We start from the raw sequence: 21,010 nt of genomic DNA, 5'->3' as shown, positions 1-21,010 counted from the left end.
AAATGGCTGATGTTTTTTCCTTGAAACTCCAAAGGGATAACCGGAAAAAGGCCTTAGCCGTGGATCCCGCCGAGGGGAAAACTGGAAAAAAGCTGTATTTTTCACCGCACGGTGGAGATGAAGCAACCACATGCCATAACAGAGCCTTTCGTTTTATGGAGCCCCCACTGCTATGGATATCCCCCTTCTTCCCGACATCGTCGCTATTTTCTGCCTTTCCATCGGCGTCCTGCTCGTCTGCCACCAAATCAAGATACCGCCGATTGTGGGGTTCCTGCTGACCGGCGTCCTGTGCGGCCCCACGGCCTTGGGGCTCGTCCAGAACCCCCACGCGGTCGAACTGCTGGCGGAGATCGGCGTGGTCCTGCTGCTGTTCTCCATCGGCCTTGAGATGTCCGGGGAAGAACTCATGCGCCTGAAGCGCCCCGTGTTCGTCGGCGGCACGGCGCAGGTGGTGCTGACCATCGGCGCGTTCATGGGCCTTGGCGTGCTCATAGGCCAGACATGGCAAGAAAGCATGATGTACGGCTTCCTCGCCTCCCTGTCCTCCACAGCCATCGTACTCAGCCGCCTCCAGCAGAAGGCGCAGTCGGAATCCCCGCAGGGCAGGCTCGACTTTTCCGTGCTCATCTTTCAGGACATCGCCGTCGTCCCCATGATGCTCGCCATCCCGATCCTCGCCGGGGAGGGGGACACGGACATTGGGGGGATGCTCATCTCCGCCGGGCGGACGCTGGTGATCCTCGTCGGCGGCTGGCTCCTCGCCCGCCATGTGGTTCCCCGCGTCATGCAGCTCGTGCTCCGCACCCGGAGCAAGGAGCTTATGCTCATGACCGTGCTCGGCCTGTGCTTCGCCATCGCCCTCGGCACGGCCTCGCTCGGCCTCTCCCTCGCCCTCGGCGCGTTCCTTGCCGGGCTCCTGCTCTCCGGCTCGGAATACAGCCTCAACGTCCTCGAAGGCATCCTCCCCTTTAAGGACGTCTTCACCAGCCTGTTCTTTATTTCCGTGGGCATGCTGCTCGACGTGGACTTCCTCGTGCATCATCTGGACAAGGTCTTTCTCTTTGCGGCCCTGCTCATCCTCCTGAAATCCGTCCTGTCCCTGCCGCCCATGCTGTTGGTGGGCTACCCCCTGCGCGTCTCCATCCTCGCCGCCATGAGCCTTGCGCAGATCGGCGAATTCTCCTTCGTGCTGGCCAGTTCCGCCGTAAACGGCGGCCTCATGGACGACGACGCCTACCAGATGTTCCTCGCGGCGAGCATCGTGACCATGATCCTGACCCCCACGGTCATGGAAGCCGCGCCCAAGGTGGCCTCCTTCGTGAGCCGCTACCTGCACCTGCCCATTGATGAGGAAGCCGCCGCCCAAAAGGATGAATCCCTCAAGGATCACCTGATTATCGTAGGCTTCGGCGTGGGCGGCAAGCATCTGGCCCGTACTGCGCGCGAGGCGGGCATCCCCTACGTTATCCTTGAAATGAACCCTGATACCGTGTCGCGCTACGGCGGCAAGGAACCCATCCACGGCGGCGACGCCTCCAAGCCCCTCGTGCTGGAACATTTCGGCATCAAGAACGCGCGCGTCATCGCCGTGGTGATTTCCGATCCCTCGGCTGTCCGGGCCATCACCGCCGTAGCCCGCAAACTCAACCCGAAAGTGCACATCGTGGTGCGTACCCGCTTCCTTGGCGAAGTGGACGCCCTGCGGCGGCTTGGAGCCAACGACGTCATCCCTGAGGATTTTGAAACGTCCATCGAAGTCTTCTCCCGCGTGCTCGGGTACTACCTCGTCCCGCGCCAAACCATCGAACGGTTCGTGAACAGCATCCGGCACGAATACTACAACATGGCCCGCCAGCTCCGCATGACTGGCATGGATCTGCCCTCGCTCGCCGATGAAGTCCTCACCGGGCTTGAAGTGGTGGCCTGCAAGGTCGAGCCAGGCTGCGCCCTCGACGGCAAACGCCTGACGGATACCTCGCTCCGCAGGAAATACGGCGTCACCGTCGTCGGCATCCGCCACGCCGGGCAGATCATCCCCTCGCCCGGCGGGGACGCCTCCCTCCACGGCGACGATACGGTGTTCCTCTTCGCCTCCCCCGCCTCCCTCACGACCGTCATGCCCTTCTTCCATGCCGATCCCGAACCGGAGAAAGCCGAGGATTTATAAGGGCTCTATGCCTCCACAGCAACCTAAAAAACAACACATGCCCCAAAAATACGGCAGCCCCGATGACCGCGGCGCAACGAGCAATGCCGGAAAGGGCGGCGAAATGCCCGATGCAGGGCCAGCAACAATACATCATGGAACCAACCCATACGACGCCGGGCAAAATTCCGGGTACAGGGGCGGCCCCACTGTGGAGCAAGGACACACTGGCACAAGAGGCTAAAATTCCAGACACAGGGGACGCCCCGAAAGCCGCCGAAGCCAACCAACATAAACTGGCGAAATTCCGGGTTCGGAGAAACGGCCCCATTCGCCTTTGGGCACAACGCCGACAAGCTGCTGCCGGATGCAAAAGGCCACATCTGGCAGCCCCAAAAACAAACTTGCATCTGAAATTCCAGATGCAGGGGGACGGCCCACGCAGATCAGGATGATGCCGCTGCGGGGCTGAAATCCAGACGCAGAGGGACGCCCCGAAAGCCACCGAAGCCAACCAGCATAACCAGGCGAAATTCCGGGTTCGGAGAAACGACCCCATTCGTCTTTGGGCACAACGCCGACAAGCTGCTGCCGGATGCAAGAGGCCACATCTGGCAGCCCAAAAAACAAACTTGCATCTGAAATTCCAGATGCAGGGGAACGGCCCACGCAGATCAGGATGATGCCGCTGCGGGGCTGAAATTCAGATGCAGAGGGACGACCCGAAAGACGCCGAAACCAACCAGCACAATCAGGCGAAATTCCGGGCACAGGAGGGCGGCTCCGGGGAACTTCCAACAGGACACGGGCCGCCAAGCCGCCGCTACCGCCGCCCGCCCCGTTTACGAAAGTCTTTGAAGGGAAAGGGGTGGGGTTTGGGGAGGGGGAAGGGAAACTTTCTGGAGAAAGTTTCCCTTCCCCCTCCCCAATCTCTGCCTCCGCCCCACACCACCAGAGCTTGCGTGCGGGAACGGGCGGGTTTATAGTTGCAGGCTGGCGGCGGCCTGCGGGCCGGAGCCGGGACATTGTAAAGCATTCCACCGGCAAGGCCGGCTGCCGGGCACCTCCCCGGAGAGGCGGGCGGCCCCAAAACATAGAGGGATATTTTGATGAAGACGGCACAGGAAATACGGGCTATGATGCGCGGGGGCAAAGCCACGATCGGTACGTGGCTCCAGTTCCCTTCGGCGGACGTTGCGGAAGTGATGGGCGCATCCGGTTACGACTGGGTGGCGGTGGACATGGAACACGGCGCGTTCACGCGGGCCATCCTGCCGGACGTGTTCCGCGCCATCGAACGGGGCGGCTCCACGCCCTTCGCGCGCATCGCGCAGGCGGAACTGCGGCCCATCAAGGACGCGCTGGACTCCGGCGCGCAGGGGCTCGTCTTCCCCATGATCGAATCCCGCGAGCAGCTTGACCGGGCCATCAGCCTCTCGCTGTACCCCGACGCGGGCGGCAGCCGGGGCGTGGGCTATTCCCGCGCCAATATGTACGGCAGGGATTTCGATCCCTACCGCGTGGGCGCGGCGAAGGACATCCTCCTCGTTGCGCAGATCGAGCATATCCGCGCCGTGGAACAGCTCGACGCCATTCTATCCCATCCCCGCCTCGACGCCATCATGGTCGGCCCGTATGACCTCTCCGGCTCGATGGGCCTCACCGGGCAGTTCGATCACCCCGATTTCGTCGCCGTGATGGACAGCATCAACGAAGCCTGCAAGCGCCACAACATGCCCATGGGCAACCACGTCGTGCAGCCCGAACCCGAACGCCTCGCCAAGTGCATCGCCGACGGCTACCGGTTCATCGCCTACGGCATCGACGCGGTTTTCCTCCTCCACGGCTGCGCCTGCCCGAAACGGTAACGCGATAATGACGGAGAGGGGAGGAGAAACCTTTCTGAAGAAAGGCTTCCTCCTCCCCTCCCCGAACCCCTCCCCTCCGCCTCCAAAGACTTTCAGCTTTGAAGAGGGGAAATAAGGTAGGACAAACCTGTATGAAAATCGTTTTCTTCGGCGGTTCCGGCTTCTTGGGATCGCACGTATGCGACAAGCTCTCCGACGCGGGCCATGACGTCACCATCGTCGATCTGCGCCCCTCCCCGTACCTGCGCCCCGACCAGAAGATGGTCACGGGGAGCCTCCTGGACGAAGATCTGGTCAATGCCGTCGTGAGCGGCGCGGACGCCGTATTCGACTTCGCGGGCCTCGCCGACATCGGCGAATCCAACCAGAAGCCCGTGGAAACCGCGCGCATCAACGTCCTCGGCAACGTCATCCTGCTCGAAGCCTGCCGCAAGGCCGGGGTCAAGCGCTACGTCTTCGCCAGCACGCTCTATGTGTACGGCAAGTCCGGCGGCTTCTACCGGTGCAGCAAACAGTCGTGCGAACTGTATATCGAAAATTATCACGATATGTTCGGCCTCGAATACACGATCCTGCGCTACGGCTCGCTCTACGGCCCCCGCGCCGACCGCCGCAACGCGATCAACCGTTTCGTGGCCGAGGCGCTGGAAAAGGGCACGATCACCTATTACGGCGCGCCCACGGCCCTGCGCGAGTACATCCACGTCGAGGACGCCGCCCTCAGCACCGTGGAAATCCTCAGTCCTGAATACGCCAACCAGAACATCGTGCTCACCGGCAACCAGCCCATGCGGGTGGGCGACCTGTTCCGCATGATCGAGGAAATGCTCGGCAAACCCATTGAAATCAAGTACCAGCACGACCCCAACAGCGGGCACTACCAAATCACGCCGTACGCCTTCATGCCCAAGGTGGGCCGCAAGATGACCCCTCACCTGTCCACCGAACTCGGACAGGGCGTGCTCAAGGTCATGGAAGAAATCCATCAGGAACTGCACCCCGACCTCAAGGAGCTCGGCGGGTATCTGATGGTTGACAAAGCCGACTAACCGACACAGCTCAGGAGACGCCTCATGAATATCATCGCCATTATCCCCGCCCGCATGGGCTCCAGCCGCTTCCCCGGCAAACCCCTTGCCGACATCCACGGCATCCCGATGGTCGGCCATGTGGCCATCCGCACCGCCATGTGCAAAGAACTGTCCTCCACATGGATCGCCACCTGCGATCAGGTCGTGATGGACTACGCGGCCTCCGCCGGGCTCAAGGCCGTGATGACCGCCGACACGCATGTCCGCTGCACGACCCGTACCGCCGAAGCCATGCTCAAGATCGAGGAAATGACCGGGCAGCGCGCCGACATCGTGGTCATGGTGCAGGGCGACGAGCCCATGATCACCCCCGACATGATCGACGCCGCCGTCGAGCCCATGCTCAAAGACCCGTCCATCAACGTCGTGAACCTCATGGCCGACCTCGCCACCGAGGAAGAATTTGAAGATCCCAACGAAGTGAAGGTCGTCACCGACCTGAACGGCGACGCCCTCTACTTCTCCCGCGAGCCCATCCCGTCCCGCCGCAAGGGAACCCCTCATGTGCCCATGCACAAGCAGGTCTGCATCATCCCCTTCCGCCGCGACTACCTGCTCAAGTTCAACGCGATGGACGAATGCCCGCTGGAAATCATTGAATCCGTCGATATGATGCGCATTCTCGAACACGGCGAAAAGGTCCGCATGGTTCCCACCGACAAGCGGACCCTCAGCGTCGATACGCAGGGAGACCTCGAACGCGTCCGCGAAATGATGAAGGACGACGCCCTGCGCATCAGCTACACGAAGTAACGGGGAAAGGGGAGAAAAACGGCGGAGGGGGAAGAAACCCTTTGAAAGGGCCTTCCGCCTCCGCTGCCCCTCATCCCCTCAAGTTTTGGGTGGGGAGGCCGCGCGGCGGCTTTCCCCCTTTTTATTCACTTCGGCCCGCCTTTTCAGAATGGCCCTGTCAGGGGATGTGGTCGTTTCATCTCCGCAGCACGGTGAAAATACAGCCTTTTTTATCCCGTTTTCCCATCAGCGGAATCATGGATAAGGCATTTTTCCGGCTGTTCCTTTGAGATTTCAAAGGAAAAAGCATCCGCCATTTTCTATGACGCGGCCTTCAGAATCCGCCGGGGGCGCATGCCAAGGACGAAACCGCGGCGCCTCCCGCTCATCATCCACCCATAGCCGGGCCAGGGGGCGCCGCCCCCTTGCGGGTGCAAGCCCGCCGGAGGCATATCACCATGAAACATTTCCTCGAAGAACTCATCATTGCGGCGTTGGCGTGGATTCCGACGGCCGCGGGCATGGGCGCGCGCCTGCTCCTGTGGCGTCCCCTGTTCAGACGCTGCGGCAAGGCCCGGTTCGGCACCGGCCTCGCCATGCAGGGCTGCAAAAACATGAGCCTCGCGGACGGCGTGCGCATCGGCAGGGGCTGCCAGCTCTATGCCGAGGGCGGGACGCTGGAGATGGGCGAGGACGCGGCCCTGAGCCCCGGCGTGACCGTGGACGCATCGGGCGGGCTCATCCGCATCGGCAGGCAGGTGGCCGTCGGCCCCGGAACCGTCTTGCGCGCCGCCAACCATTGTTTTGATAGCCTTGAAAAGCCTATCATGCTACAGGGTCACCTGTACGGAGAAATCGTCATCGAGGATGACGTCTGGATCGCGGCGAACTGCACCATCACCCCCGGAACCCGCATCGGGCACGGGGCCGTGGTCGGGGCGGGCGCCGTGGTCACGCGCGACGTGGAGCCCTACGCCATCGTGGGCGGCGTCCCCGCGCGCGTCATCGGCAGCCGTCGCAAGGATTGATTGCCCAACGCCGCCCCGCACGCCGGAACGGCGTTTCCCATCCAGCCCAAAGGATGTTTCGCCATGAAAATCGCCATCACCACATCTTCTTTCGCCCGATACAGCGACGAGCCGCTGAAGCTGCTCGAACAGGCGGGCGTCGAATACGTCATGAACGACAAGGGCCGCGCCCTGACGGAAGAGGAAGCCATCCAGATGCTGGAAGGCTGCCACGGCGTCGCCGCCGGAACCGAACCGCTCACCAAAAAAGTCATGGACGCCCTGCCCGACCTCAAGGTCATTTCGCGCTGCGGCACGGGCATGGACAACGTGGACCGCGCCTATGCCGCCGAAAAAGGCATTGCCGTCCGCAATACGCCGGACGGCCCCACGCTGGCCGTCGCTGAGCTGACCCTGGGCCTCATCCTCACCCTGCTCCGCCAAGTGCCGCATCAGGATCGCGAACTGCGCTCCGGCGTCTGGAAGAAGCGCATGGGCAACCTCCTGCACGGCAAGAACGTGGGCATCGTGGGCTTCGGCAAAATCGGCCGGACTGTGGCGCACCTCCTCGAACCGTTCGGCGTGAACATCGGCTATCACGATCCCTTTGCCGACGTCCCCGGCTATACGCGCCTTGAGCTCGACGACCTGATGGGCTGGGCGGACATCATCACCCTGCACTGCCCCAAGACCGAAAACGGCGCCCCGCTGCTCGATCTTGGCCGCCTCTCCCTGATGCGCCCCGGCAGCTTCATCCTGAACATCGCCCGCGGCGGGCTCATCGACGAAAAGGCCCTCCTCGGCCTGCTCACCGCCGGGCATCTGGCGGGCGCGGCCCTCGACTGCTTCGCCAAGGAACCCTATGACGGCCCGCTCAAGGAGATGGACAACGTCATCCTGACCCCGCACGTCGGCTCCTACGCCAAGGAAGCGCGGATCATCATGGAAACGGACACCATCAGGAACCTCCTCGCCGTCCTGTTCCCCGGAGCCTAAGCGTATGGCCCTTTCGCTCATCGTTTTCGACTGCGACGGCGTCATCCTCGAATCCGTGGACGCCAAGACCAAAGCCTTCGCACAGGTGGCGGAGCCGCTCGGCGCGGAAGCCCGCGACCGCCTCGTCCTCTACCATACCCTGCACGGCGGGGTGAGCCGCCGCGAAAAATTCGCATGGCTCTACCGCGAGGTGTTCCACCGGGAAATCACGCATGAGGAAATGGAGGACTGCTGCGCCCGGTTCGTTTCCTATGCGCTGGACAACGTCCTGAACGCGCCGCTCGTGCCCGGCGTCATGGATGTCCTCGAACGCTGGCACGGGCGCGTGCCCATGTACGTCTGCTCCGGCACGCCGCAGGAAGAGCTCCGGTCCGTTCTGGAACAGCGCGGCCTCGCCCGCTACTTCACCGGCATCTGCGGCACCCCGCCCGCCAAGGCGGAACTGCTCAAGGGCATTGTCCGCAAGGAGCGCGTCGATCCCGCCGACGCGGTCATGGTCGGCGACGCCACCACGGACAGCGACGCCGCCGAAGCCGCCGAGACGCTGTTTTACGGGCGCGGCCCCTTCTTTGAGAATACCGCCTACCCCCACGGTTCCGATCTGACCGGGCTCAACGCCTGGCTGGAAGAACTCGCGGGGAAGGAGTAAAAAGATTGGAGGGGGAAGGGGAAACTTTCTAAGAAAGTTTCCCCTTCCCCCTCCACCCCCATCCCCTTCAAAGATTTTCGCCCTTATCGAATCCCTGTTGCATGCCTTCCCTGTGGATGCGGGCAGGCGTTCCCGCATCGGGTTTTGAAAACCCTAAAGGCAGGGTGCGGCACCCAAGAGTGGAAATCCGTTTCTCGCTCCTAAGGCTTTTGTGTTTTGGGGGCGTTTGTGTTTTTATGGGGCACCCTTTTTCTCGAAACCAACCCGGCGAAGAGGATGCCTGACGCCCTCAGGGATGCCGCAATGGTATGGAACGGTGTTCCGGTTCGGAACATTGCGGCGGCCCTGAGGAAATTGGGGGAATTTGCCCCAAGGGGCGGCGAAGCCGTGGCCGTCAGGCGGGCTTGCGAACCTTGCGGGCATCGCGCGCAAAGCGGTTTCCCCGGCCCGCCGGAAGGCGCGGGTTCGGGCGGCGGCCCGGCCGCCGGAGGCATCCCCTTCCCACGGAGTTCCTGTGATAGACATTTCGACACTCAACCCGGCCCAGCTTGAAGCCGTGACCGCGCCGGACGGCCCGGTGCTGGTCATCGCGGGCGCGGGGAGCGGCAAGACCCGCACCATCGTCCACCGTCTGGCATGGCTGGCGGAACAGGGCGTCCCGGCAAGCGACATGCTGCTGCTCACGTTCACGCGCAAGGCCAGCCGCGAAATGCTGCTCCGGGCCACGGATCTTCTCGGCTACAGCATCGGCGGCGTCCACGGCGGTACGTTCCACAGCTTCGCATTCTCGGTGCTCCGCCAGTACAGGCCCGCATGGGCCGAAGGCCCGGTCACGGTCATGGACTCGGCGGACAGCGCCTCCGCCATCCAGCAGTGCAAGGAACGGCTCAAAATCGGCAAGGGCGACCGCTCGTTCCCCAAGACGCAGACCATCATCGGCCTCCTCAGCAAGGCACGGAACAAGGAAATTTCCATCGGAGACGTGCTCCAGCGCGACGCGCAGCATCTGCTGCCCCACGCCGATGCGCTGGAAAGCATCGGAGAGGCATACCGGGGCTACCGACGCCAGCATGGGCTGCTCGACTACGACGACCTGCTGTTCGAGCTTGAGGATCTGCTCAAAGGCGATCCCGAAACGGGGCGCGAAGGGCTTGCCGGGCGGTTCCGGGAGCGCTACCGCTACATCATGGTGGACGAGTATCAGGACACCAACCGCGTTCAGGCCCGGCTGGTGCGGCTCCTCGCCGGGGAAGCGGGCAACGTCATGGCCGTGGGCGACGACGCCCAGTCCATCTATGCCTTCCGGGGCGCGGACGTCCGCAACATCCTTGACTTCCCCAAGCTGTTCCCCGGAACGCGGGTCATCCGGCTTGAGGAGAACTACCGCTCCACCCAGCCCGTGCTCGACGTCGCCAACGCGGTGCTGGCCCCGGCCTCCGAGGGCTTCCGCAAAAACCTGTTCACGACCAGGGAAAACACGCCCCAAACGCCCCGCGTGCGCCTCGTCCGCCCCATGAGCGATCTGACGCAGGCCAATGTGGTGGCGGCGCGCGTGGAAGAGTTGCTTGACCGCTATCAGGCGAAGGAAATCGCCGTGCTGTTCCGCGCGGGCTACCAGTCCTACCACCTTGAGGTCGCGCTCTCCAAGCGCGGCGTCAAATTCCGCAAATACGGCGGGCTGCGCTATGCGGAAGCCGTACACGTCAAGGACGTGGTGGCGTTCGTGCGGCTGGCGATCAACCCGCTGGACATGCCCTCCTTCGAGCGCGTGGCGGGGCTGTCCAAGGGCGTGGGGACCAAAACCGCCGAAAAAATCTATCATGTCGCCGCACAGGGCGATTTCGACGCGCTGCGCAAAGCCTGCACCAAATATCCGGATCTGTGGTCGGACATGCTGCTGCTCGACAAGCTGCGCCAGCACAACCTGACACCCGCCGCGCTCATCGAAATGGTCATTGAGCACTACACGCCCCGCCTTCAGGCCATCTTCCCCGACGACTGGCCCCGCCGTCAGCAGGGCCTTTCGGAACTCGCGCACATCGCCTCGGCCTACACCGATCTCGAACAGTTCGTCGCGGATCTGTCGCTGGAAACGCCGGAGGACGAGGCCGACGAGTTCGATGAGGCGGGCCGGGTGGTGCTTTCCACCATCCACTCGTCAAAGGGGCTGGAATGGGACGCCGTCATCCTGCTCGATCTGGTCGAGGATCGCTTCCCCTCGCGCCACGCGCTGGTGCGGCCCGAAGACTTCGAGGAGGAACGCCGCCTCATGTACGTGGCCTGCACCCGCGCCCGCGAGGATTTGGAACTGTTCGTGCCCGCCACGCTCTACAGCCGCCAGAACGGCGGCAATGAGCCCGCGACGCCGAGCCCCTTCGTGCGCGAACTGCCGTTCAGCGCCCTTGAGGAGTGGCAGGAGGGCTACACGGGCCGCATCTCCAAGCGCAGCACATCCTTTGCCGGAGATCCCGCCTTTTCGCGGCCTTCTCCGGGTATTCCCCGCGAACTTGTCAGCCCCAACGCCGGGCGCGTCAAAGGCGTGTTCCCGCCCCCGGTCATCCCTGAGGCCAAAAACGATAAGGCCGCATCCAAGGGCGGCGCGGGGTGCGGCTATTGCCGGCACAAGGTATTCGGGCGCGGCAAGATCGTGGAACAGCTTCCGCCCGACAAATGCCGGGTCAACTTCCCCGGCTTCGGGCTCAAGGTCATTCTCAGCGCGTTTCTGACTCTGGAGGAATAAATGTCCGATCTCGTTTCCGAGGATCACATCCTCGCCCGCATCGCCTCGCATTTCCCCAACGAAGGGCCGGACGTGCTGCTTGGGCGCGGCGACGACTGCGCCGTGCTCGGCGTTTCCGGGCCGCTGTGCGTGAGCACGGATCTGTTCATGGAGGACGTGCATTTCCGGCGCTCCTATTTCACGCCGGAAGACATCGGCTGGAAGGCCCTTGCCGTCAACCTGAGCGATCTCGCCGCCGACGGGGCGCGGCCGATGGGGTTCACGGTGGGCCTGTCCCTGCCGCCCGATGCGGATATGGCCCTTGTGGACGGCCTGTGCGCGGGCATGGCCGATCTGGCGGCCCAGGCTTCCGTGCCGCTCGTGGGCGGCGACCTCTCCCGCGCCGACAAGCTCCACCTCTGCCTGACGGTATTCGGGCAGGCGGAAAAGACGCTCCTGCGCGGCGAGGCGCAGCCCGGCGACGTTATTTTCCTCATCGGCAGGACGGGCCTTGCACGCGCCGGTTTGATGCTTTTCGAGGAGCGGGGCCGTGCCGCCCTCAACGGGTGGCCCATCCCCTGCGAGGCGCACCTGCGCCCCGCCCCGCGCCTCAAGGAAGGCATGCGCCTGTCGCGCCTTGCGGCGGACTGGGGCCGCGAGAAAGGCGATCCCGCCTGCGGGCGGCTTGGGCTCATGGATGTTTCCGACGGCCTCGCCCGCGATCTGCCCCGGCTGATCGGGCCGGGCATGGGCGCGGACATCGGCATGCCCATGCCGCACACGGAAATCCTCCGCTTCATGCGTTCCCGCAGCGAGGCCGATCCCGTCGCCGCAGCCAAGCGGCACGCCTTCCTCGGCGGCGAGGATTACGCGCTCATCGGGACGTGCTCGCCCGAACTTGCCGTACACGTCATGGTCGCCAACGCCGAGACCACCATGCTCGGCAAAGTCACCGAAGGCGGCGTGATCCGCGTTGACGGCGTCCCCGTGTCCGGTGGGTTTGATCATTTCGCGGGCTAGAGTAAATGGCTTTGGGGGAGATTGGGGAAGGGAGGGAAAACTTTTCTGAAGAAAAGCTTTTCCCTCCCTTCCCCAAACCCCATCCCTCCCTTTCCAAAGACTTTTGCGCTTATCGAATCCCTGTCCGCAGGCTTTTCCAGTGTCATGTTTTTAGGGGTGGGAAAAGGCGTTGGCGTCTGCCCGGCAAGGGGGTGCCGTCGTGGGATTCCGGGCGGGGCGCCTCCGGTTGTTCCTGTGGACACGAATCCCGCTTTGTACGAAACTGGGAAGCAGGTTCTTTCCATTGCCCACCGTTCCCGGAACGGGCTGCCATCACTCCATGCCGCTTTCCTTGCCCACTGCGCCCGGAGCGGTTTGCCCCTCCGCGCCGGTGGACGGCCAGGCGTGTCTCATTTGAGATGTAATCATTTGAAATTATTAAAAAACAATCTTTTTGTAGCTTAAAAATAATTAAATAATTTCAATGGATTATATAATTGGCGACACAACCTGAAGAGGATTGGCGAACCAAGCGGGCAGTTTTGGAGAAGGGGAAGGCCGGCCTTCCTCTGGAAAGGCCTCTCACCGATTATGGCAACCATTCCTTTCAAAAGGGGTTTCTATGGCTACACTCATCCTGCTGAACAAAACGGAACTGCCGAAGGGCACGCCGTCCGAGGCGTTGGTGGCGGTATGGGACAAGGGCAGCGTCCCCGACGGGCAGATCTCCATCCCCGTGGAGCTGAACGAACGCCTGTTTCCCATCCGTGACGAGCTGGCGGCATGGACATACGAAACGGGCTGTGCCCGGATCGACGGCAAGCTGCTGGAAGAACACCTCCGCGCCGACGACAACCTGTCCATGTGGTGGTGCTCCACGCTGGTGGAAAAGCACCCCAAGGTGACGCACAACCTGTTCCCGGCGCTGAAGCTGCGCGCCCTTGAGCTTCTGATGGACGATAAGGGCGTCACCCGGCTGGAGCTGCACGCCGCGGCGGGGGCCGACCCGTGGATGGAAGACGTTCTGGGGCGCTTCTGCAAGGCTGCCGGGCGCGAGTTCGCCGTGCACCGTATCGGCGGCGCGGAAGCGGCACAGCCTGAAGGCCTGAAGGCCAGGCTCAAAGCCTGTTACTACCGCCTGCCCGCCCCGGTGAAGGCGCTGGTACGCTTCCCGGCGTGGCTGTGGATCGTGCGCCGCCGCCTGCCGCGCACGCCGCTTTCCCGGCCCGCCCTGCCCGAAGGCGTGAAGCCCGCGAGCATCGTAACCTACTTCCCCAACATCGACATGGGCGCCGCCAAGAACGGGCGGTTCCGCTCCCGCTACTGGGAAAAGCTCCATGACGCCCTCCAGCCCGCCGACGGCAAGCCCAACCGCGTGAACTGGGTCTTCATCTATTTCCCGGCCCCACAGTGTTCCTTCCCCGATGCGATCAAGCTGCGCGACCGCTTCCGCGCCAACGGGCAGGACGGCGCTTCGTTCCACTTCCTTGAAGAATTCCTCACCAACGGCGACATCGCCAAGAGCCTTGTGCGGTTCGGCAAGCTCCTGCTCTCCAGCCGGGCCGTGGAGCCGCAGGTCAGGGAACTGTTCCGCTTCCCCGGCTCCCGGATGGATCTCTGGCCCCTCCTGAAAGACAACTGGGCCGATTCCACCCGAGGCTGGCGGGCGCTGGAACGCTGCCTCATGCGCGAAGCCTTCCGCCGCTATGCGGAATGGGCCGGGCCGCAGGACTGGACGACCTTCCCACAGGAAAACTGCCCGTGGGAACGTATGCTCTGCCAGTCCATGCACGACGCGGACGCCGGGCCGGTCTACGGCGCGCAGCACTCCACGGTGCGCCCCACGGACTTCCGCTATTTCGACGATCCCCGCATGATCAACGATCCCGCCTGCCGCCGGGCCATGCCCGAACTGTGGCTGTGCAACGGGACCGGTGCGCAGGATGCCCTGCTCGCCGGGCACATGCCGAAGGATCGTACCGCACTGGTGGAAGCCCTGCGGTATCTTTACCTCACGCCCAAGCCTGATGCCGAAGCCGCCCCGGAGACGCCCGCCAAGCCCACGCGCCTGCTCGTCGTCACCAGCTTCTTCGCCGACGAAACCGACGCCCACCTCACCGCGCTGGCGGCCTCAGCCAAGGCCGGGGTACTGGACGGCTGGGAAGTCGTCGTCAAGCCGCATCCCTACCTGCCCGTAGCCGAACGCCTCAAGAACCTGTACGGCGCCGCCGAGCCGCCCAGCGTCGTGGACGGCCCCATCGGGAACTTCCTTACGCCGGACACCGTGGTCTGGGCTTCCAACTCCACCACCGTGGCGCTGGAGGCCGCTTTCCGCAAGCTGCCCGTGCTGGTGCAGGCCGCCGAGGACGACGTGGATCTTTGCCCCTTGCAGGGGCTTCCCGGCGTGGTCAACGTCCGCACGGTCAAGGATGTGGCCGCCGCCCTCGCCGCTCCCAAAGCCCCCGACCTGCCGCCCGATTACCTCGCCCTCAACCCCGAACTGCCGAGATGGAAGGAGCGTTTGGGGCTCTAGAACAACTTAATTTTAAGATGTTGCAGTGAACGTTTAAGGCACGCCCGATCCGGCATTGAACAGCGCCAATAAATGGTGCTTATGCCTTCGCAGCGACCGCCTGCTTCCCGCAGCCGGAAGCGTATTTTCAACGTGAAAACGCTCGCCGAGGCCGACGCCAATCCCCATGACGGCAAGCAGGAAATGACAAGGCTGTGTTACAGAAAATGGTTGATGCTTTTTCCCTGAAGTTCCAAAGGGATAACCGGCAAAATGCCTTAGCCGTGGCTCCCGTCGCCATACTGCTCCAGTCTTCGGCGGCCATAGTGTAAACTGCCTTAGCCGTGGCTCACGCCAAGGGGAAAACCGGAGAAAAAGGCTGTATTTTCACCGCACTGTGGAGATGAAACAACCACAAACTATACAGGGCAATGATAAAAAGGGGGGCATTCAGTCCCCCTTCCTGTTGCCTTAAGCGGACTGCCCCTGACGGCTCCCCCTCCAAAACCGCCTGTTATTTTTATAACTCTTCTTAAATGAAGTAAAATAAAGCCCAGACGAGAGGCATTCGCCTTTTCGATGATTTCTAAAAAATTCATTTTGAATTTCAGATAGTTGAAATGCAATTTTCATTGCGGAAGCGAATGCCTCCCAGACGGTTCTTCCTTGATAAGGGCTGGGCCGTTATGTATGGTGGAGGCATTTCATGCCCGCTTTCTTCAAACGGGCACAAAGAGGGGGTTGTCTGGGATGAAAAAGCTGTTGCGCGCGCTCAAACAATGGACACTCCTCATCGCCATCACCGTAGGGGCCGTGGGGCACAGTTTTTTCTCACAGTTCACATGGCTTGCGCCGTGGCTCCTCGCCTCCATGCTCCTGCTGACCTTCTGCAACATCTCGCCGCGCGATCTGCGGTTCCACCCCCTGCACCTCATCCTGATGGGCCTTCAAGTCGCCATGAGCCTTGGCCTCTATGCGCTGACGCTCCCGTGGCATCCGGCCATCGCGCAGGGCGTATGCATGGCCGCCCTCACACCCACGGCTACGGCGGCGGCCATCATCACCGGCATGCTCGGCGGCAGCGTGGCCTTCCTCGCGGCCTATGCCTTCCTGAGCAACCTCGCCATCGTCGTGCTCGCGCCGCTGATCCTGCCGATCATCGCCACGGGACAGATCGACACGCCTTTTCTCGAAACCATGTTCAACGTGTTCATGCGCGTGGGGCCCACCATGCTCTTGCCCCTGCTGGCCGCGTGGTTCATCCAGTACGCCGCCCCCAAAGCCAACGCCGTACTGCTGCGCTGGGGCATCTTGGCCTATTACCTGTGGGCGGGGATGCTCATCATCCTTATGGCGGGCACCTTTGAACAGCTCCTGAAGCCCGGCGAAAAGGATTACCGGCTCGAAATCCTCCTTGCCCTTGCCGGGATCGCCGTCTGCACAGCCAACTTCATCCTCGGCAAATCCATCGGTTCCCGCTTCCACCGCCGCATCGCGGGAGGGCAGGCGCTGGCGCAAAAGAACATCATCCTGCCCATGTGGCTGACCTTTCAGTATCTCGACCCCATAGCGTCCGTATTGCTGGCCGCCTACTCCATCTTCCAGAACATCGTCAACGCCGCCCAGATATGGCTCAAAGGACGGCGCGACGACCGCATCATCCAGCGCCTCCACGACTTCCACGAGAAAAAACACGCCCGTATGCAGGCCGCCCAGCGGCTGATCCCCCAAGAGGAACACGCCGAACTCCTCTCGGAACTGCCTGTCCGCGTCAAAGACAGGCTCAAAAAATAACAGGGCACGCGCCCACACGGATCGCATCCCGGTTTGAACGGGAAACAGCCCCATCTCCGTGCCATCCCCCTGCCACGGAATCCCTGTCCGCGATGTAACGCCCCGCAATCCCCCGCAGCCTCATTGGAAAGGCCTTTCAAAAAGGCTCTGTATAGTATGTGGTTTCTTCCAGAACATCGTCAACGCCGCCCAGATATGGCTCAAAGGATGGCGCGACGACCGCATCATCCAGCGCCTCCACGACTTCCACGAGAAAAAACACGCCCGTATGCAGGCCACCCAGCGGCTGATCCCCCAAGAGGAACACGCCGAACTCCTCTCGGAACTGCCTGTCCGCGTCAAAGACAGGCTCAAAAAATAACAGGGCACGCGCCCACACGGATCGCATTCCCGGTTTGAACGGGAAACAACCCCATATCCGTGCCATCCCCCTGCCACGGAATCCCTGTCCGCGATGTAACGCCCCGCAATCCCCCGCAGCCTCATTGGAAAGGCCTTTCAAAAAGGCTCTGTATAGTATGTGGTTTCTTCCAGAACATCGTCAACGCCGCCCAGATATGCCTCAAAGGACGGCGCGACGACCGCATCATCCGGCGCCTCCACGACTTCCACGAGAAAAAACACGCCCGTATGCAGGCCGCCCAGCGGCTGATCCCCCAAGAGGAGCACGCCGAACTCCTCTCGGAACTGCCTGTCCGCGTCAAAGACAGGCTCAAAAAATAACAGGGCACACGCCCACACGGATCGCATCCCGGTTTGAACGGGAAACAGCCCCATCTCCGTGCCATCCCCCTGCCACGGAATTCCTGTCCGCGATGTAACGCCCCGTAATCCCCAGCAGCTTCATTGGAAAGGCCTTTCAAAAAGGCTCTGTATAGTATGTGGTTGTTTCATCTCCACAGCGCGGTGAAGATATGGGCTTTTTATCCGGTTTTCCCGTCGTCGGAATCCACAGCTACGGTATTTTGTTGGTTATTCCTTTGGGACTTCAGGGAAAAAGCATCAACTATTTTCTCTGGCACCGCCAAACGAAGCAACCATATGCTATGGCGGAGCCTTCAAAAAAGGCCCTCCTTCCAAGGTGGTGGAAGGGCATCTCTTCTGCCCATTACGCCGCACTGAACAGCCCGCCCCAACCCGCTTGGGGGGCTCCCCACTCCCTTCCCTGAGCCCAAAACGCAACGCCTGCCGCACGGGGGGCGACAGGCGCTGTCCTCCCCTCCAAGGAGGGGACATTCCCCTTGCGGTTTGCCGAAGGGGAATGTCCGGGGGGAGGGAAGATGCGGCATCCCGGTTGGGGCAGGACGCCGCGGTTTGGGGCTAGAACAAATGGGCTTTAACGTTTTACAGTGTTAAAATACCCGCTCCGGCATTGAACAGTGCAAATACATTGTGCTTATACCTTACAGCGGCCGCCTGCTTCCCGCAGCCGGAAGAGCATTTTCAGCGTGAAAACGCTCTAGAAGGGCCAGATCATCGGGATGACGAACACGCACAGCACGAGGCTGATAAGCTGCAACGGCCAGCCCGCCTTCAGATAATCAAGGAAGGTGTAGCGGCCGGGGGTCAACACGATGGTGTTCGGAGGCGTGGCGATGGGGGTCAGGAAGCAGGCCGAGGCGGACATGCAGATGCCCATCATGAGCGGCAGGGGCGAAATGCCGCCGCCGACGGCGATGGGAAGGGCCAGCGGGGCCATCAGGGCCGCTGTCGCGGTGTTCGACATGAAGTTGGTGAGCAGCATGGTAAGCGCGCAGGACACGAACAGCAGCATGGTCGGCCCGGACACGTTGGAAACCACGGCGTTCGCCACCAGCGCGGCGGCCCCGGACTTCTGCATGGCGGCGGACATGGAGAGCATGCCCGCGAACAGGAAAATGGTTACCCAGTCGATGCATTGGAACGCTTCCTTCATGGTCATGCAGCGGGTCGCCACCACAAGGCACGCACCGAGCACGGCGGCGGTCGTCAGGGGCAGCATTTCCGTCACCATCATGATGACCACGAAAGCAAATATCCCCATAGAGTAAGGCATTTTCCCGGTACGGCGCTCCTTCAGTTCGGAACCGAAGGAATGGTCTTCGCCGCCCTTGTCCTCAGGAAGCAGGCGATAACCGAAGGCCCAGTAATACAGCATTCCGGCGGCGAACAGGATGAGGCCGAACTTGCCGAACTCAAAGAAGCCGAACGGCGGGATGCCTACCTGATCGAGCATGGAGTTGACGATGCCGTTGGGGGGCGTGCCCACGAGGGTCACGGTGCCGCCGAGGGACGACGCAAAGGCCACGGGCATGAGGATCTTGCTCGGCGCGACCTTGGCGGAGGCGCACATGCCCATGATCATGGGGACGGCCACGGCGGTGGTTCCGGTATTGGAAAGCACGGTGGACAAGCCGCCGACAGCGATCATGGAGAAAAGCAGCAGCTTCTTCATATCGCCTTTGGACAGCTTCAAGGCCATCTGGCCGACCTTGTCGGCAAAACCGGTGACGAACGTCGACTCGCCGATGATGAACATGGCCATGAACAGCACCACGGTGTTGTCGCCGAAGTAGCTGAACGCCACTTTTGAGGTCAAAACGCCTGTGCTGGAAAGCCCCACGGGCACGAGCATGGCCGTGATGGGCAGCGGGAGCGCTTCCGTAACGAACAGCAGCGCGGCGACGGCGAGGATGCCGAGAGTAATATACGCTTTGGTGTGGTCGCCGGGAACGGCGGCGCCCGCTGTCCCGGACGAGGCCGCAAAGCACTCCATCCCACCGGACAGATAAACGCCCGCACACGCAACAATCAACAGAGCCAAGAAACCCCACATGAGCCGTTTCATACAAACCTTCTCCCCTGCTTGCCAAAAAAGCGAAAACAGTTAGTGTATGAAAGTCATCAAACTGGTGATGCCTTTGACGGAAACGCTTCCCAAGGGCGGCCTTGTTCCTCCCAAAACGCGGCCGCCCTCCCCGATGAGGCGCCCGCCCGCTCCGCTGCAACGGCGTGAACGGGCATTTTTTTATTCGTAAGAAGCGACGAACGGCCGGATGCGATCGTGCGAGGCCTTTACGCGCCGTTCCAGTTCACGGGCGTATCCGTCGAGATCTTCAATACGCTTGCGGGCAACGCCCGTATCCATCGCAGCTTTGGCGACGGCGGGCGTGATGCGCGTCAAAATGCGCGGATCAAGCGGCTTCGGGATGATGTAATCAAAACCGTATTCGAGCTTGTCCACATTGTAGGCGGAACAGACTTCCGCCGGGACAGGCTCCTTCGCCAGCGCGGCGAGGGCTTCGGCGGCGGCGATCTTCATCGCCTCGTTGATTTCCGTGGCTTCCACGTCAAGCGCGCCGCGGAAAATGTAGGGGAAGCCCGATACGTTGTTGATCTGGTTCGGATAGTCGGAACGCCCGGTACCCATGATGCAGTCCGGGCGGGCCGCCTTGGCATCCTCGTAGGCGATTTCCGGATCAGGGTTCGCCATGGCAAACAGCACCGGCCTGTCGGCCATGGAGCGCACCATATCCCGTGAAACCAGATTCTTAGTGGAAAGGCCGAGGAACAGATCCGCCCCCTTCATGCAGTCCGCGAGGCTCCCAAGATCGTCTTCCTGCGCAAATTCCAGCTTGTATTCGGCCAGATCCGGGCGTTTCTTGTGGATAAGCCCCTTGGAGTCAAACATGCGGATGTTCCCGCGCTTCACCCCAAGCGCGCAGTAGAACCGCGCGCAGGCCATGCCCGCCGCGCCGGCCCCCACCACCACGACGGCCACGTCTTCAATCCTGCGGCCCGTGAGTTCACAGGCGTTGAGCAGGGCCGCGCCGGAAATGATGGCGGTGCCGTGCTGATCGTCATGGAACACCGGGATGCCCATTTCCTTCTTGAGGGCCTCCTCGATGATGAAGCATTCGGGAGCCTTGATGTCCTCAAGGTTGATGCCGCCGAACGTGGGTTCCATCGTCCTTACGGCGGCGATGAACTCTTCGGCGCTGCCCGTCTTGAGGCACAGGTCGAACACGTCGATGTCTGCGAAATTCTTGAACAGGACGCCCTTGCCTTCCATGACCGGCTTGGCGGCGTAAGGCCCGATGTTGCCGAGCCCAAGGACGGCCGTGCCGTCGGAGATCACGGCCACCAGATTGGCGCGCCCGGTGTATTCGGATACCAGCGCCCGATCCTCCGCGATGGCCTTGCAGGCTTCGGCCACGCCCGGCGAATAGGCGAGGGACAGATCCTTCTGGCTTTCGCAGCGCTTGGTCAGCACCACTTCGGTTTTCCCATGACGGGGGGAACGGTGGTATTCAAGGGCTTCTTCCCGCGTGAACAAGGCCATATGTACCTTCCTTTAAATAGAGGTGAAAGGCGACGCTTCAGGCGGCAGGGTGCGAACTGCACCGACGGATGATGCGCGGCGCGAAAACTCGCCTCCGGGCGGCGTGATAACTCTTTCCAAGAGTCTGCTGCATATTCGTCAACAAAATTACGAAGTTCCTCAAAAACGCAAAA

General features: G+C 62.1%; 15 protein-coding genes. 11 read left to right on the top strand and 4 right to left on the bottom strand.

Features of this window, described 5'->3' with window-relative positions:
• Positions 1–172: 172 nt before the first annotated feature.
• The 11 genes from AC6I1V_RS09880 to AC6I1V_RS09830 all read left to right on the top strand — a co-directional run bounded on the left by AC6I1V_RS09880 (position 173) and on the right by AC6I1V_RS09830 (position 16,516).
• Positions 173–2,170, top strand: a complete 1,998-nt coding sequence (locus AC6I1V_RS09880; RefSeq protein WP_486854083.1) for a monovalent cation:proton antiporter family protein — start codon at positions 173–175, stop codon at positions 2,168–2,170.
• A gap of 1,088 nt (positions 2,171–3,258) precedes the next feature.
• Positions 3,259–4,017, top strand: a complete 759-nt coding sequence (locus AC6I1V_RS09875) for an HpcH/HpaI aldolase family protein (protein WP_302553516.1) — start codon at positions 3,259–3,261, stop codon at positions 4,015–4,017.
• Between the two features lie 131 nt (positions 4,018–4,148).
• Positions 4,149–5,066, top strand: coding sequence for an NAD-dependent epimerase/dehydratase family protein (locus tag AC6I1V_RS09870; RefSeq protein WP_302553515.1), 918 nt, complete (start codon positions 4,149–4,151; stop codon positions 5,064–5,066).
• 24 nt (positions 5,067–5,090) lie between these two features.
• On the top strand, positions 5,091–5,861 hold the full coding sequence (gene kdsB, locus AC6I1V_RS09865; protein WP_302553514.1) for a 3-deoxy-manno-octulosonate cytidylyltransferase: 771 nt from the start codon (positions 5,091–5,093) through the stop codon (positions 5,859–5,861).
• A 437-nt stretch (positions 5,862–6,298) separates the two neighbouring features.
• Positions 6,299–6,868, top strand: coding sequence for an acyltransferase (locus AC6I1V_RS09860; protein ID WP_302553513.1), 570 nt, complete (start codon positions 6,299–6,301; stop codon positions 6,866–6,868).
• A gap of 63 nt (positions 6,869–6,931) precedes the next feature.
• Positions 6,932–7,843: a phosphoglycerate dehydrogenase gene (locus AC6I1V_RS09855; protein ID WP_308772000.1), complete on the top strand. Its 912-nt coding sequence runs from the start codon at positions 6,932–6,934 to the stop codon at positions 7,841–7,843.
• A gap of 4 nt (positions 7,844–7,847) precedes the next feature.
• Entirely contained in the window at positions 7,848–8,492 is a 645-nt protein-coding gene (locus AC6I1V_RS09850; protein WP_486854082.1) for an HAD family hydrolase, read from the top strand.
• 514 nt (positions 8,493–9,006) lie between these two features.
• Positions 9,007–11,232: an ATP-dependent helicase gene (locus AC6I1V_RS09845; RefSeq protein ID WP_486854081.1), complete on the top strand. Its 2,226-nt coding sequence runs from the start codon at positions 9,007–9,009 to the stop codon at positions 11,230–11,232.
• Positions 11,233–12,231, top strand: a complete 999-nt coding sequence (thiL, locus tag AC6I1V_RS09840) for a thiamine-phosphate kinase (protein ID WP_497736978.1) — start codon at positions 11,233–11,235, stop codon at positions 12,229–12,231.
• A gap of 601 nt (positions 12,232–12,832) precedes the next feature.
• Positions 12,833–14,743: a TIGR04326 family surface carbohydrate biosynthesis protein gene (locus AC6I1V_RS09835; RefSeq protein WP_486853366.1), complete on the top strand. Its 1,911-nt coding sequence runs from the start codon at positions 12,833–12,835 to the stop codon at positions 14,741–14,743.
• A gap of 729 nt (positions 14,744–15,472) precedes the next feature.
• Positions 15,473–16,516 (top strand): symporter, encoded by a 1,044-nt coding sequence (locus tag AC6I1V_RS09830; RefSeq protein ID WP_486853367.1) that lies wholly within the window; start codon positions 15,473–15,475, stop codon positions 16,514–16,516.
• A 136-nt stretch (positions 16,517–16,652) separates the two neighbouring features.
• Here the strand turns inward: AC6I1V_RS09830 and AC6I1V_RS09825 are convergent, their stop codons facing one another.
• From AC6I1V_RS09825 to AC6I1V_RS09810, 4 genes are all read right to left on the bottom strand, one after another.
• Entirely contained in the window at positions 16,653–16,895 is a 243-nt protein-coding gene (locus AC6I1V_RS09825) for a hypothetical protein (protein WP_497736977.1), read from the bottom strand.
• Between the two features lie 119 nt (positions 16,896–17,014).
• The gene (locus AC6I1V_RS09820) at positions 17,015–17,293 is read right to left on the bottom strand and encodes a hypothetical protein (RefSeq protein ID WP_497736976.1); all 279 of its coding nucleotides are present in this window, start codon (positions 17,291–17,293) and stop codon (positions 17,015–17,017) included.
• 682 nt (positions 17,294–17,975) lie between these two features.
• Entirely contained in the window at positions 17,976–19,343 is a 1,368-nt protein-coding gene (locus AC6I1V_RS09815; RefSeq protein WP_302553506.1) for an SLC13 family permease, read from the bottom strand.
• A 180-nt stretch (positions 19,344–19,523) separates the two neighbouring features.
• Positions 19,524–20,837, bottom strand: a complete 1,314-nt coding sequence (locus tag AC6I1V_RS09810; protein WP_486853370.1) for a malic enzyme-like NAD(P)-binding protein — start codon at positions 20,835–20,837, stop codon at positions 19,524–19,526.
• Positions 20,838–21,010: the final 173 nt, after the last annotated feature.

It is taken from the genome of Bilophila sp. T19-St14 (assembly GCF_059728385.1).
This window is presented reverse-complemented; position numbering and strand designations above follow the sequence as displayed.

What these genes read in the sequence shown, in the direction of transcription:
- AC6I1V_RS09880 (WP_486854083.1), top strand. Translation starts at nt 173, where the DNA reads ATGGATATCCCCCTTCTTCCCGACATCGTCGCTATTTTCTGCCTTTCC.
- AC6I1V_RS09855 (WP_308772000.1), top strand. Translation starts at nt 6,932, where the DNA reads ATGAAAATCGCCATCACCACATCTTCTTTCGCCCGATACAGCGACGAG.
- AC6I1V_RS09870 (WP_302553515.1), top strand. Translation starts at nt 4,149, where the DNA reads ATGAAAATCGTTTTCTTCGGCGGTTCCGGCTTCTTGGGATCGCACGTA.
- AC6I1V_RS09860 (WP_302553513.1), top strand. Translation starts at nt 6,299, where the DNA reads ATGAAACATTTCCTCGAAGAACTCATCATTGCGGCGTTGGCGTGGATT.
- thiL (WP_497736978.1), top strand. Translation starts at nt 11,233, where the DNA reads ATGTCCGATCTCGTTTCCGAGGATCACATCCTCGCCCGCATCGCCTCG.
- AC6I1V_RS09830 (WP_486853367.1), top strand. Translation starts at nt 15,473, where the DNA reads ATGAAAAAGCTGTTGCGCGCGCTCAAACAATGGACACTCCTCATCGCC.
- kdsB (WP_302553514.1), top strand. Translation starts at nt 5,091, where the DNA reads ATGAATATCATCGCCATTATCCCCGCCCGCATGGGCTCCAGCCGCTTC.
- AC6I1V_RS09835 (WP_486853366.1), top strand. Translation starts at nt 12,833, where the DNA reads ATGGCTACACTCATCCTGCTGAACAAAACGGAACTGCCGAAGGGCACG.
- AC6I1V_RS09820 (WP_497736976.1), bottom strand. Translation starts at nt 17,293, where the DNA reads ATGGGGCTGTTTCCCGTTCAAACCGGGATGCGATCCGTGTGGGCGTGT.
- AC6I1V_RS09815 (WP_302553506.1), bottom strand. Translation starts at nt 19,343, where the DNA reads ATGAAACGGCTCATGTGGGGTTTCTTGGCTCTGTTGATTGTTGCGTGT.
- AC6I1V_RS09850 (WP_486854082.1), top strand. Translation starts at nt 7,848, where the DNA reads ATGGCCCTTTCGCTCATCGTTTTCGACTGCGACGGCGTCATCCTCGAA.
- AC6I1V_RS09875 (WP_302553516.1), top strand. Translation starts at nt 3,259, where the DNA reads ATGAAGACGGCACAGGAAATACGGGCTATGATGCGCGGGGGCAAAGCC.
- AC6I1V_RS09810 (WP_486853370.1), bottom strand. Translation starts at nt 20,837, where the DNA reads ATGGCCTTGTTCACGCGGGAAGAAGCCCTTGAATACCACCGTTCCCCC.